Consider the following 13,416-nt stretch of genomic DNA (forward strand, 5'->3'; position numbering starts at 1 on the left):
TCCTCACTCCGTTCTTCGGGGACCTATTTGGCGGTATACAGCAGCCCCAGCGCCTTCTTCATCAGCACATCCACCGGTCCGGTATCCGTGCCTTCCTGCTTCATCTTCAGATGCACCCTGTCCAGCTCGGCATCGGTATAACCGAGCGCCTTCAGCGCATCCCTGGCTTCTTCCCACGGCAGCGCCTCTGCCTTGCTCTGCGCTTCAGCCGCTACTGCGAATAATCCCGTCTGCAGGGCTGCTCCGCCGAAGCCGTCCAGCTTGTCCTTCAGATCCAGAATCATCCGCTGCGCCGTCTTCTTGCCGATCCCCGGCAGCTTCGTCAGGAAGGTGATATTCTCCTGATAGATGGCCGCGATCAGCTGGTCCGGCGTTCCGCCGGTCAGAATGCCCAGCGCAACGCGCGGGCCGATGCCCGATACCTCAATCAGCTTGCGGAACAGCCGCTGCTCCTCGCGTGAAGGGAATCCGAACAGAAGCGTAGCATCCTCGCGGGTCTGATAATGAATGAACACAGTCACCGGACCCTCAGTCTTGGCAAAAGCATACGGATTCGGGCAGAATACCCGATACCCCACGCCCTGCACATCCAGCACAACGTATTCCGGCTCCAAATGTGCAACCGGTCCTCTAAGAAAATCTATCATTTTCGCAATACCTCATTTAATTTGGAATTAAGACTCACGGAATGGGCATGGCATACCGCCACCGCCAGCGCATCCGCCACATCATCGGGCTTCGGCACAGCCGTCAGCTTCAGCAGCAGCTTAACCATCTCCTGCACCTGCTTCTTCTCCGCCTTGCCGTAACCGACTACAGCCTGCTTCACCATCATCGGGGTGTATTCTGATACCGGAAGCCCGCGCTGCACGGCTGCCAGAATCAGCACCCCGCGTGCCTGCGCCACCGGTAAGGCTGTAGTCACATTGCGGCTGAAGAACAGCTTCTCTACCGCTACTGCGTCCGGCTTATATTTATCAATCAGCTGCACCATGCCTTCATAGACATGCAGCAGACGCTCTTCTTCCGGGGTATGTGCCTCTGTCTGGATGCAGCCGTATTGGACCGGTGTTAATTTGTTGCCGACCTTATCGACAAAGCCAAAACCGACAATCGCCAGCCCCGGATCAATCCCCAAAATGCGCAAAGTCCTTCTCTCTCCTCTATGCCCGGGCGGATACTCCGGCCCTAAAGCGAACATATGTATTCCTTCCACCCATTATAGCAAAAAAAATTCCCCGGGAGACAAAAAGTTTGTCCCCGGGGAAATGAAACATGCATAACACAACAAAGACCCGCAGGCCACCTGCGCGCCCGCGAGTCCTCATGCTGCTAACTCTATAGTCTCTCCCTCACTCCGCATGCATCACCTGTTCAGAGGAATCACGAGCATAGTCGCTGAAGGTGGAGAGCACGCTGTTGTACTCCTCCAGATCCTGCACCCGGATGCCCTGATGAAGCTGCTCCCAGATGCCCTTGGGCAGAGAGGATTTGATGGAGCCCATGTCCATCTGGAAAAAGGTCTTCATGACCCGCTCCGCCTCGGGCGGGCCTTGGAACAAGGTCAGATTGCCCTGCTCGTCCACCCCGAAGTAGGCTTCTTTTTTGGTCAGCGGCGACAGATCATTGACCCGCTGCTCCAGCCATAGGTCCCCTTCCCGGCTGAGCCAGCCGCTCCAGCCCGCATGCCGGACAATCAGCTCGCTAAGCTGAGCCGGAGTCTGCTTGCCGGGCAGGGTCTGCACCTCTTCACCAGCTACATAGAGGGTCTTAAGATGCACCGTTCTGCTGATGGCTTCCTTGTCCACAGCCTTCAGCAGCTCTTGACTGTTCATCACGGCGGCATCCTCTTCAGCATCATCGTCTGTATGGTTATATACGGCGGCTACAGCCGGTAAGCTGCTTCCGGGTTCCAGATTCTGCACTGCGCTTCCGCTCAGGAATGACGAAGATTTAAGCAGCGTACTGATCTCTTCCGGAACCTGCATGCCGCGCCAGGCGAGCAACGTCAGCACGAGGCATGCCGCACCAACCCAGGGAGCTTTTTTCCAGCGTCTCCACCGCCGCCACAGTTGTTTTTTCAGGCGAAAAGCATTCACGTTAATCCCTTCATTCTGGTTTTTTCCTATTGTGACCTGTGAAGGGATCATTTATGCGTAAATGCTTGAAATTCATCCCAGCATGGATTCAATCCGTACGCTGGGGATTCTCAATGGCCCCAAGGAACAGCACGACTCCGCTCTGCGTGTCCCGGATCATGAACAGGAAGGGCCGATTGACGTTCATTTCAAAGGGCGGGTCTACAGGGGGCGCCGATCCGGCACGCATAGCAATTACAGTGGAAGCCGCTGCCTCCGTTCCCCGCTCGTTCACATCAATATAGGTTTTGTGGATGACCTGTCCAAAATAGATCGGGCTGTCCAGATCCGCCATAAGGGAGAAATCACCCCGGTTCGGATCAAAAGCAAGCTTCACCCCCAGCGCCTGCAGCGCCTTGGAGAGCTCTGTGCCATAGCTGGCCGTGAACCTTGGCAGCAGCAGCGTCCCCCGGGAACTGGAGAAACCCTTATCCAGCAGCAGAGTCCCCTGCTCCAGTTGACCCACAAGCTCCGCGAGAGAAGATTGCTCACCCGGAAGGACCACTACCATCTCCAGCTCTCCCTCTCCGTAGGGAAGCTTCACCGCCTGCCAACCGTCATGAGCTGCATACTCGAACATACCGCTCCGCTTCATCATCATCACCTGCACTGCCGGTCCGTCCGGAGGATAAAAGTCCGCCTGCTTCGTAGCCTGTTCCTCGAACACATCCGTCCAGGCACCTTGGAAATACAGCGCATTGACAAGGACGGCAACAGCCTGCGGTCCTGGCGGCTCCGTGATCATCTCCTGAATCTTGTCCCCCGTATGGTCCGCCACCCATCCGTTAATCTCCTTCACAGACTTCTCTGCCGACAGGTCCGTGGTCTTAATCTGCGCGTCATAGAAATCCTCACCGGTCTTGAGATAGTCCCTGCGCAGCGTCAGACCCTTCATACCCCAGACCGAATTCGCGATCTTCAGCTCCACGCCCGGTCCCCCATCATTTAAGAGCTTCATTAATGACTGATGGCCGGTATTCAGCTTCTGCCGTTCGTCCGGGGTATAGCCGAGCAGCTTCCCCAGCTCCTCTGCCGTCTCTCCGGCACTGCCGTTATAGGCCAGGGCCAGAGCGGCAGCGGCACTGTACGGGGATATCGTCAGGTTCCCGCTCCCCGGCTTCCACAACTGGCCGAACAGCTTCACGCCCAGCCCGTTGCTGCTGTCAGCCAGACCTGAATCGAGCTTAGCTGCGGCAGCCTGTCTCTCCGGGTAGCTCATGCCCGAACCTCCTTCACTGCAGCCGCCCAAGAGCAGTACGGCCAGTATAAGTGCGGATAATCTTTTGCCCATGCTAAGCCCTCCCTAAATTTCTCCGTAGCCTCTCTACCAAATGACGCTGCAGATTGGGAAAAGTTGCAAATTCATAGCGGCAGGCATACAAAATTGCTATTCATTATATTGAAGGCTTATCTTTCTATGCCATCATTTGCTATACTCTATATTAACGAAAAAAGTTAAAAACTAAAACAAAGGGGATATCCTTGATGATTATTCAGCCAAAAACACGCGGCTTTATCTGCACAACAGCTCACCCGGAGGGATGTGCCGGACAAATACAGGAACAGATCGATTATGTACGGTCCCAAAAGAAGCTTACCGGCCCGGTGAACGTGCTGGTCATCGGCGCTTCCACAGGCTATGGACTAGCTTCGCGGATTGCCGCTGCCTTTGGCGCAGGCGCGAACACCATCGGCGTCTTCTTTGACAAGGCTGCTGAAGGCACCCGCACCGCTTCCGCAGGCTGGTACAATTCTGCTGCCTTTGAACGGGAAGCGGCCAAGCAGGGGCTGAAATCCTTCAGCATCGTCGGCGATGCCTTCTCGAATGAAATTAAGACCAAAACAATCGAGCTGATCAAGGCCGAATTCGGCACCGTTGATCTGGTCGTGTACAGCGTGGCCTCCCCGCGCCGCACCCATCCGGTAACCGAAGAAGTGTTCTCCTCGGTGATTAAGCCGGTAGGCCAAGCCTATTCGAACAAGACGATGAACTTCCACACCGGAGAGGTCTCTACCGTTACCATTGAACCGGCTACAGAGGATGAAGTCCGCCAGACCATCGCCGTGATGGGCGGGGAAGACTGGGGCATGTGGATCAGCCAGATGCAGGAGGCCGGTGTGCTTGCTGAGGGAGCAACTACCGTAGCGTACTCTTATATCGGACCCAAGATTACGCATCCTATCTACAAGGACGGAACTATCGGCCAGGCGAAGAACCATCTGGAGCAGACCGCCATTGCCTTGAACGAGCAGCTCTCCGCCACCGGCGGCCGGGCCTTCGTATCCGTGAATAAGGCACTGGTTACCCAGTCCAGCTCGGCGATCCCGGTGGTGCCACTGTATATCTCCGCCCTGTACAGAGTCATGAAGGAGAAGGAGCTGCACGAGAACTGCATCCAGCAGATGTACCGTCTGTTCGCAGACCATCTGTATAACGGCGGAGAAGCTGCTGCAGACGGCAGCCACCTGATCCGTATTGACGACTGGGAGATGCGCGAGGATGTGCAGATCGAGGTCATGAGACGCTGGAATGAGCTGGAGACGGATAATGTGCCTGAGCTGGCGGATCTGGCAGGCTATCAGGACGACTTCTTCCATCTGTTCGGCTTCCGTACCGAAGGCGTAGACTATGAAGCTGAGACAGACCCTGCCGTAGAGATTCCTAATATGGTATAAAAGCTTGACGTTTGCTGTACAGCAAGCTGAACAAAATGACCATTCGGGCTATGTACCTGCATCCGAACACATTGTATGATGTTTTTCACATACATTCGGGCCATACGCCTTCATTTGAGCACAATGTATGCTGTTTTTCACATAAATTCGGGCCATGCACCTTTATTTGAGCACAATGTATGCTGTTTTCCGCATATATCGGGCCATGCACCTGCATGCGAGCACAATGTATGCTGTTTTCCGCATACATTCGGGCCATGCACCTGCGCAATTCCTGTACACCAAGAAAGCCGCTCCTCCCGGAGCGGCTATTTAGCCTTCTGCCCGGCTGTAAGGACAGCCCGCGCCACGAATTGTCACAGCCGCGCCAGCCTATTCGTCCCGGAGCCGCTTCTGGTACAGCACCACAGACACAAGGGTCAGCACGGCTGTCCACGCCGCAATAATTAGAAGAGACGGCCACACCTCTCCCGCCGAATAACCGGCTGGGCTCAGGTTCAGCAAGTGCACCAGCTGGCTGCTTGGCATGTAATCCAGCACCCCGAACACCGGATAATCCTTCGCCAGTACGGCACCCCAAGGTGCGCCCATGAAGATGAAAGCTACCGGGATGATCGATAAGGAAGCATCCAGTAAGGTTTTGGAATAGAGACCGCAGATCGTACCGGCTGCCGTGTAGAGAACAATGGAAAGAACGATCGCGGCTACGAATACCCCTATATTTGCAGGCTCATAGCCAAACAATAGTGTAGAAATGGCGAGAACCACCGTCGACATGACAAAGACCAGACTGCTTTTGCCCATCAGCACATCCATTGTTGTAGCCGGTGTCAGCATGAGTGTACGCAGCGTGTTGCGCTCCTTCTCTTCCGCAATCAGGCAAGCTTGGGCGAAGCAGGTCAGTAGAACAAACGAGCTGTTGAACAGAAATCCGGCAGCTCCCGGCAAGGATGCACCTGCGCTTTTGAACAGCACGGCAAACAGAATCGGAAATAGCAGCATAATGGACAGCGCATAATTGCGCGAGAATTCCTTATAATCCTTCACAAAGATCGCGCTGGCCCGCTTATAGGAGATGTTCATAGCAGCTCACTTCCCGTCATTTTGATAAAAATATCACCCAGGCTAGGTTCCTTCGTCTCTACCCGTTCAATGAGTCCCCGCTTCATCCAATCCGCGATCCGGTCCGCCGTGTCCCCATCCACCGGAAGCTCATAAGCCTCTCCGCTGGTCAGCTCCACCCGGATCAGGTTCTCGCGGTGCTGCCGCTTCAGCTCCCTTGGTGAGCCGATGGTCTGGATGCGCCCCTGGTAGAGAATTGCTACACGGTTACAGAGCAGCTCCGCCTCCGCCATATCATGCGTGGTGATGAAGATGGTGGTGCCCTTCTCATTCAGATAACGTAAACCTTTATAGATATGCGCTGAATTCACAGGGTCCAGTGCCGAGGTCGGCTCATCCAGGAACAACAGCTCCGGCTCATGGATAATGGCGCAGGCCAGCATCACCCGCTGACGCATCCCTTTGGACAGCGTATTTGTTTTCTTCTTGCGCTCACTGCTTAAATTAACGAATTGCAGCACCTGCTCCACCGCAGAGCGGGGAAGATCGTACAGCTTCCGGTACAGCTCCAGATTCTCCTCGATGGACAACCGCTCGTACAAGCCGCTGTTATCGGTCAGAATGCCAAAACGCATCTTCTGGGCCGACTGCTGCATCGCCTCCGCCGGCTGATCGAATACTTTGGCCACTCCGCCTGTCGGCTTCAGCTGTGCAGTCAGAATCTTAATCAAGGTGGTTTTGCCTGCACCACTCGGACCGAGGAACCCAAAAATCTCCCCTTTTGGAATACTGAAGGACACCTCTGTCAGCGCATCTCTCGCCCCGAAGGTCTTGCGGACCTGTTCTACCTGAATAACCGCCATCTCACCACATCCTTATGTTGTTGATGACTTAACGTTATCCAGAATTCAGCCTTTCAGCCACCAAAACCGGGTGAATTGTACCCATTCCGGCCTGAACGGTACCTTTTACAGCTTAAGCAGCGCCTTAAGTTCCTGCAATTTGGAGCGGGATAACGGAACCACAGCCTCCTTGCCGGTGTTCAGCCGCAGACTGTAGCTGTTCTTCGTCCAGGTAATGATCTCACGTACCTTTTGCAGATTGACGATGTAGGACCGGTGGCACCGGAAGAAGCCGAAATTCAGCAGCCGCGCTTCAAGCTGGGTCAAGGTCAGGGCACAGTCATAATGCTCGCCGCCGACATGTACCAGGATAGAGCCTTCTACACTTTCAATAAAATCAATCTCGGGCGGATCAAATAAAATCACCTTATCCTCCCGTTTGGTCGAGACCTTCTGCAAGGTGATGTTGGCCTCATCCTGCTTCACTGCCTCCTGCTTCTCCTCTTCCGAATCGCGGATATCCAGCTGATGAAGCCCAGACCCGCTCAGCCGGTAGATGACATCACAGGAGATCAGCGCATCCTCCAGATTCGAGGTCAGAATGAGTATCCTTTTCTGCTGCGACAGGTCATCCAGTATCCGCTTCAGCTGGCGGCGGTCCTGCTCCTCCAGATAGAAATACGGCTCCTCCAATACGAGCGTGGACTGATGGGCGAAAAAGGCCCGTAGCAGGGTCACATACACCCTTTTCGAAGAGCTGAGCTGCATCAATCTGACCTTACGTTCCTCCTTCAGCGCAAAATAATCAGTTAACACAGCCGCCCGCTCCTCCCGTCCCGACATTCGGATCAGAAACGAGATTAGCTCCTCTACCGTCAACCGCATATATTCGTTCTGCCCGGCCCACGACAAATAATTGCCGGATTCCCGGGACAATTGCTCCATTAATAACTGCTTGCGCCTCAAATCTGTGATAATACCAACCGAAGGGCTCGCAGACAGATCAAGCTCAAGCTTCGGCATAATTAATTCTCCGTCTTCATATATAGGTTGAAATTGCATATCTTCCTCCCGCTCCAGACTCTCTAGGATATATAATGCAATTATAGAGTTATGCTATGTATTTGTCAGGTACGGCCACTATCAATGCTCAGGAAGGCGGATTTCTGCGATGGGACTGCATGTTCAAGGTTTTATCATCTCTTTACTCGTATTACTGCCGAATCTACTATTCATATTCTTCCCGCCCCGGAGTGTTCCCGGCTCCCTGGACTCCGTCCCGCTGGTCTTCACGCTCCTGGAGCGGGCAGGCCAGATCACCTGCTTCATGATGCCCATTCTTTTCGGCCGAATGATTGCTGCTGAGCCCCTGGGAGTATCCGCCATACTGATGGCACTCTGCATGCTGGTGTACTATGGCTGCTGGGTGCGCTATTACCGGAGCGGGAGAGCTTTTGCGGTGCTGTTCAAGCCCTGGCTGGGCATCCCCGTTCCGATGGCCGTCTTCCCGGCCCTCTACTTCCTGCTGCTTGGCGTATGGCTCCAGTCCTGGTTATTCGTTGTTCCGGCCTGTCTGTTCGCCACCGGTCATTTAGCCAACAGTTGGAGCGTATACAAGCAGCTCCATTCATAGCAGATCCGCAATATAACTATAGTTTTGCGCAACAAACCTACAGCTTAACCGGCTTATAATATGGTTAAGCACACTATAGCGATATGATGGAGGTTATGGCGGGTATGATGAACTGGGAGCAGGCGATTGAGCAGACGCTTACGACTACGCGGCTTAATGTGAAGCGATTTGGGAAGAGCTTTCCGATCGTAAGTATGGGGAACGGCAAATACCATCTGACAGACCACACCAACTGGACGGAGGGCTTCTGGTCCGGCATTCTGTGGCTAAGCTATGAATACAGCCAGGACCCGGAGATTCATGCCGCCGCCATCCAGGCGACAGATTCCTTCCGCCAGCGTATGCTGGACGGGCAGGCGCTGGATCACCACGATATCGGCTTCCTGTACTCGCTCTCGGCCAAGGCCCGCTGGATTGCAGACAAGGATGAAGCCTCGCGTCTGCTCGCTCTTCAGGCAGCGGACCAGCTGATGAAGCGCTGGCGCCCTGGTCCGCAGCTGTTTCAGGCTTGGGGACCCGAGGGCGATGAAGACAACGGCGGGCGAATCATCATCGACTGCCTGATGAATCTTCCGCTCCTCTGCTGGGCCAGCGAACAGACCGGCGACCCGAGCTATGCCAGGGCTGCCCGTATTCACGCCGAGACAAGCCGCCGCTTCCTGGTGAGGGGCGACGACTCTTCTTACCATACCTTTTATTTCGACCAGCAGACGGGGGATGCCCTTCGCGGGGGGACGGCGCAGGGGTATCAGGACGGCTCCACCTGGACACGGGGCCAGGCTTGGGGCGTCTACGGCTTCGCTCTCGCTTACCGCAGCTTCCAAGATCCGCATTATCTTGAAACCTCCAAAAGAATGGCCCGCTACTTCGTGGAGCATCTCCCCGCCGATCATGTCGCCTATTGGGATTTCGATGCCCCGCAGGAGGAAGGCACCCCGCGCGACAGCTCCGCTTCCGCCATCACGGCATGCGGTCTCTTGGAGCTGCTGGAGCATCTGCCGGAGAATGATCCGGACCGGGACTATTTCAGGGACGCCGTGAACAAATCCATGGACTCGCTGATCAATCACTACTTCACCGCAGGCCACCCATTAGAAGAGGGATTTCTGCGGCACGGCTCCTATTCCGTCAGAGGCAACGCCTCCCCGGATGACTTCATGATCTGGGGTGATTACTTCTTCCTGGAGGCGCTGCTGCGTCTTGCGCGTGGTGTACCGGGGTATTGGTATGAGCGGGGGGAATAGTGAATTGACAAATCATATCCAACGGGATGATTTAAAAAGATAACAGACAGCTGAACTATTTCAGCTGTCTGTTTTATTAGATGCGCAGTTCTAATATAACCTTAGCATCCGCTGATCATAACGTGAGAAGCCCCATTTACTTGAATTCAATTCTTTGACAATTTATCATTATTTTCATGATTTGTATTTTATTATTATTCCATTACTGTTAATCTTAAGCACAGGAGTAAGAGTGCGGGTTAAACTGCTTACTCAGGAGTCAATACTGATAAAACCCAATAAATATGTCCATAGGGGAAGAAGACAATGAAGGAAGACGGAAGACAAGTACGGGGCAGAAGCTATCTGAATAAAAGAGTGTGCGGATTGTGGCTGATCTGGGTGGCCGCCATCCTGTTTGCGGGGCTACTTGCGGGGGGAGCGCAGCTGATCTCCATGCCGGTATTTTCACTCGGGTATATGGCCGGGTTTTTCTGGATCTTGACCGGTAAAGCGGTCAGCCGCAAGCTGTCCTACGGACCACAAACCGCCTTTCAGGGCAAAATGACGCTCTACTCTATCATTCTAATGTTCGTGATTATGGTGCTGGTAGGCGGTCCTCACTTCGGAGACGGCAATTATCGGATGGTCTGGCTGGGGGCTTTTTTGGCAATAGGTCTCCATTTCATTCCGATGGCCTGGGTGCATGGACGTTCCATGTTTCTGCTGGCTGTTCTGCTAAGCACTAACGCTGTGGCCGGTATGGTCTGGCCGGAGCTGTCTTTTCACGCCTTGGTCTATGCGGATCTTGCTGTCAAAGTGCTCTGGGGGACTCTACTTCTCTTGTCTGGCCGCCCGGCTGCTGCTGAACCGTTCGTAAGCTCTGCGAATATCACCAATTAAACGGAAATCAAATGAAAATCCAGAAAAATATTGTCTAGCGGACTCTTGTAGCGTATAGTATATTCCCATGTTGGAAGGGAGAGATTACTATGCTGAACAGGATTGAATCATTTCAAGGCTCCAGGCATTTCCGTCTGCAATATGTTGCAGATAGCACCGTTGCAGCGGTTGCGGTTCCAGGCACAGGCTCACTCGCAAACGCAGCCATTATTGATCTGGGGGGACTCACTCTGGTGGTGGATACATACGCTACGCTGGAGGCGGCTCAGGATTTGAAGGCTGCTGCTGAGCATCTCACAGGGAACCCTGTATCCTATGTAATCAACACACACTGGCATAGCGATCATACCACTGGCAATCAGGTGTTTGTGCCTGACGCTCAGCTGATTGCAACATTGGGCACACATGAGACGATGAATACATTTGCCAGAGACCGGGTAGCCCAGTACCAGAACAACAGAGAGAAGATGCTAGAGGCGATCGGAGAAGCTGAATTGCAATGCGAGCAGGAGACGGATACTAAGCTGCAGCAGGAAATGGCCTGGGAGAATGCAACGGACCGTGAATTTGTGAATATGCTGCCGCAGCTGGTGCATACGGTGCCGACGATAACTTTTGACCGGCAAATGACCATTCACGGCAGCAACCGCAGCGCGCAGCTCATTACATATGGCGGAGGACACACACAAAGTGATGCCATTGTGTACCTCCCGGAAGATAAAATTGTCATCATCGGGGACCTCGTGCTCTCAAACCACCATCCGGTTCTGGCCAATGCCAACCCTCAGGAGTGGCTGCATATTCTGGAGCAGATTGAGCGGTTGGATGTGGAGACGATTATACCGGGGCATGGTGAGGTCTGCTCCCTGCAACAGCTTCATGAGGTGAAGGGATACATAAGCAGAATGATCGCCATCGTGACCGAAGCCGTTCAGAATCAGCAGAGTATTGAAGAGATTGAAATACCCGAAGAATACCGGGCTTGGTACTTCACAACCTATTTCAAGACAAATTTGAATAAGCTGTATGACCTGATTACTGCATCAGGGGAGTAACAGAGAGTATTCGATGTACATCTTATAACCAGACGAGGCAAGAAAAGAGAGCATATCTCTTCTTTTCTTGCTTTTCTCTATGCAGGCTGTCCCTTCTTGAATACAAAACAGAGTGTATCTGCTTCCCCTATATATGTACTTAACTGAACAAGACAAGGAGAGCCGTGAAGATGTCCAGAATCATGATTGTGGAAGATGATCCGAAGATTGCAGATCTGCTGCACTCGGCTATTGAGAAATATGGCTATGAGGCCGTAAGGGTCAGGGACTTTCGCCTGGTGCTGCAGGAATTCGAGGAGATGAGACCGGAGCTGGTTCTGCTGGATGTGAATCTGCCCAGCTATGACGGGTATTACTGGTGCCGGCAGATCCGCAGGGTCTCCACCTGTCCTGTGCTGTTCATCTCGGCGCGCGACGGTGAGATGGACCAGATCATGGCGCTTGAGAACGGCGGGGATGATTATATCACCAAGCCGTTCCATTCCGGAATTGTGCTCGCCAAGATCCACAGCCATCTCCGCCGGGCCTACGGGGAATATGCGGCTAAGCGCGAGGAGCTGGTGCTGGAGAAGGAAGGGCTGATGCTGTATCCTGAAAGGCTTGAACTGCAGTACGGGCAGGCGGTCGTGCCCCTTACCCGCAAGGAATCGGATCTCATCGAGAGTCTGATGGAGCGTTACCCGAGGGTTGCCAGCCGGGAAGCGCTGCTGGAGAAGCTATGGGACCCGCAGGCTTTTGTGGATGAGAATACGCTGAATGTGAATATCGCACGGGTGCGCAAGAAATTCCAGGAGCTGGGGATGGAGGATGCCGTGCTTACCGTCAGGGGTTCGGGATACCGGCTGAACAACAGCTGGTCAGAGGGGGAGTCATGAGGCTGTTTCTCCGTGAGCATGCGTTGTTATTGGCTGTGCAGATCGTGCAATTCGGTGCTATGCTGTCCATTTACTGGCTGGACGGCTACCGCGATCTGCCGACCGCGCTCTATGCGGTCTTCATAGGCTTCTTCTTCCTCAGCTGCTACTTAATCTACCAGTATATCAGCAGGCGCCGTTATTATCTCCGCCTCAGCAGACCTCTGGAGACACTGGACGAATCCTTTCAGAAGCTGGAGAACCACCCTGTATCCACAGCGCTGGAGCAGCTGCTGCACACCCAGTACAGCTACTATCAGCAGCAGCTGACGGCGGTGAAGCAGCAGCAGGAGCAGCATCTGACTTTCATCGACCAATGGGTCCATCAGATGAAGACGCCGTTGTCGGTCATAGAGCTGACCGTGCAGAATATGGACGAGCCGGAGTTTGCCAGCATCCGCGAGGAGCTGGAGCGTATGCGCAGCGGACTGCATACCGTGCTGTATATGGCCAGGCTGCGGGCTTTTGAGAAGGATTTCCACATCAAGCCTGTCGTCCTGCCGAAGCTGGTGAACGAGGTTGTCCATGATCACAGACGCCTGTTCATCCGCAGCCATATCTACCCCGAGGTCCGCGCCTCCGCTCCGGACATTACCGCCCAGACGGATGAGAAATGGCTGTTCTTCATGCTGTCGCAGATTATGAACAATGCCATCAAATATTCAGCGGCGGCTAACACGGAGAACGGCCGGAAAATCACTGTAGACTGTTATCTCAGAGGAACGGATGCGGTCATTGAGGTCAAGGACCGGGGAATCGGGATTCAGGCGTCTGATCTCAAACGAGTATTCGACCCTTTCTTCACCGGCGACAACGGGCGCGGACTGCGGGAGTCTACCGGAATGGGGCTGTATCTGACGAAGGAGTCCGCAGACCGTCTCGGACACCGGCTTGAGCTGGAATCGGCGGCCTGCGAGGGAACGGTGGTGCGGATTATTTTGACGGCGAATCCTTAGCTTAGCTTACAGGC

14 protein-coding genes are annotated in these 13,416 nt (G+C 54.0%); 7 read left to right on the top strand and 7 right to left on the bottom strand.

The window, feature by feature from the left end:
* Positions 1-23: 23 nt before the first annotated feature.
* The 4 genes from ruvA to NST26_RS24920 form a co-directional block, all read right to left on the bottom strand.
* On the bottom strand, positions 24-647 hold the full coding sequence (ruvA, locus tag NST26_RS24905; RefSeq protein ID WP_209872343.1) for a Holliday junction branch migration protein RuvA: 624 nt from the start codon (positions 645-647) through the stop codon (positions 24-26).
* Positions 644-1,147, bottom strand: a complete 504-nt coding sequence (gene ruvC / locus NST26_RS24910; RefSeq protein WP_340980038.1) for a crossover junction endodeoxyribonuclease RuvC — start codon at positions 1,145-1,147, stop codon at positions 644-646. Before ruvC ends, ruvA begins: the two co-directional genes overlap by 4 nt.
* A gap of 205 nt (positions 1,148-1,352) precedes the next feature.
* Positions 1,353-2,099, bottom strand: a complete 747-nt coding sequence (locus NST26_RS24915; protein ID WP_076081684.1) for a BofC C-terminal domain-containing protein — start codon at positions 2,097-2,099, stop codon at positions 1,353-1,355.
* An 88-nt stretch (positions 2,100-2,187) separates the two neighbouring features.
* Positions 2,188-3,429, bottom strand: coding sequence for a serpin family protein (locus NST26_RS24920; RefSeq protein WP_340980039.1), 1,242 nt, complete (start codon positions 3,427-3,429; stop codon positions 2,188-2,190).
* Between the two features lie 194 nt (positions 3,430-3,623).
* Between NST26_RS24920 and fabV the strand changes: the two genes are divergently transcribed.
* Complete coding sequence (gene fabV, locus NST26_RS24925) at positions 3,624-4,814, top strand: enoyl-ACP reductase FabV (RefSeq protein WP_340980040.1); 1,191 nt, start codon at positions 3,624-3,626, stop codon at positions 4,812-4,814.
* 372 nt (positions 4,815-5,186) lie between these two features.
* Here fabV and NST26_RS24930 read toward each other — a convergent pair whose 3' ends face one another.
* The 3 genes from NST26_RS24930 to NST26_RS24940 all read right to left on the bottom strand — a co-directional run bounded on the left by NST26_RS24930 (position 5,187) and on the right by NST26_RS24940 (position 7,780).
* Entirely contained in the window at positions 5,187-5,897 is a 711-nt protein-coding gene (locus tag NST26_RS24930) for an ABC transporter permease (RefSeq protein ID WP_340980041.1), read from the bottom strand.
* Positions 5,894-6,739, bottom strand: coding sequence for an ABC transporter ATP-binding protein (locus tag NST26_RS24935; protein WP_209872352.1), 846 nt, complete (start codon positions 6,737-6,739; stop codon positions 5,894-5,896). The genes NST26_RS24930 and NST26_RS24935 overlap by 4 nt, the downstream gene beginning before the upstream one ends.
* A 105-nt stretch (positions 6,740-6,844) precedes the next feature.
* Positions 6,845-7,780: a LytTR family transcriptional regulator DNA-binding domain-containing protein gene (locus NST26_RS24940; RefSeq protein WP_051478662.1), complete on the bottom strand. Its 936-nt coding sequence runs from the start codon at positions 7,778-7,780 to the stop codon at positions 6,845-6,847.
* Between the two features lie 109 nt (positions 7,781-7,889).
* Here NST26_RS24940 and NST26_RS24945 point away from each other — a divergent pair, with 109 nt between their 5' ends.
* From NST26_RS24945 to NST26_RS24970, 6 genes are all read left to right on the top strand, one after another.
* Positions 7,890-8,351: a hypothetical protein gene (locus NST26_RS24945; protein WP_340980043.1), complete on the top strand. Its 462-nt coding sequence runs from the start codon at positions 7,890-7,892 to the stop codon at positions 8,349-8,351.
* Positions 8,352-8,455: 104 nt separating this feature from the next.
* Positions 8,456-9,595 (top strand): glycoside hydrolase family 88 protein, encoded by a 1,140-nt coding sequence (locus tag NST26_RS24950; RefSeq protein ID WP_340980044.1) that lies wholly within the window; start codon positions 8,456-8,458, stop codon positions 9,593-9,595.
* A 306-nt stretch (positions 9,596-9,901) separates the two neighbouring features.
* The gene (locus tag NST26_RS24955; RefSeq protein WP_340980046.1) at positions 9,902-10,477 is read left to right on the top strand and encodes a DUF6609 family protein; all 576 of its coding nucleotides are present in this window, start codon (positions 9,902-9,904) and stop codon (positions 10,475-10,477) included.
* Positions 10,478-10,566: 89 nt separating this feature from the next.
* A complete protein-coding gene (locus NST26_RS24960) occupies positions 10,567-11,532 on the top strand; it encodes an MBL fold metallo-hydrolase (protein WP_339250441.1) in 966 nt (321 codons plus the stop codon).
* A gap of 170 nt (positions 11,533-11,702) precedes the next feature.
* The gene (locus NST26_RS24965; RefSeq protein WP_036732418.1) at positions 11,703-12,407 is read left to right on the top strand and encodes a response regulator transcription factor; all 705 of its coding nucleotides are present in this window, start codon (positions 11,703-11,705) and stop codon (positions 12,405-12,407) included.
* On the top strand, positions 12,404-13,402 hold the full coding sequence (locus NST26_RS24970) for a sensor histidine kinase (protein ID WP_340980047.1): 999 nt from the start codon (positions 12,404-12,406) through the stop codon (positions 13,400-13,402). The genes NST26_RS24965 and NST26_RS24970 overlap by 4 nt, the downstream gene beginning before the upstream one ends.
* The last annotated feature ends 14 nt before the right edge of the window (positions 13,403-13,416 follow it).

The organism is Paenibacillus sp. FSL R7-0128 (assembly GCF_038002245.1).
Lineage (GTDB): Bacteria > Bacillota > Bacilli > Paenibacillales > Paenibacillaceae > Paenibacillus_AQ > Paenibacillus_AQ silagei.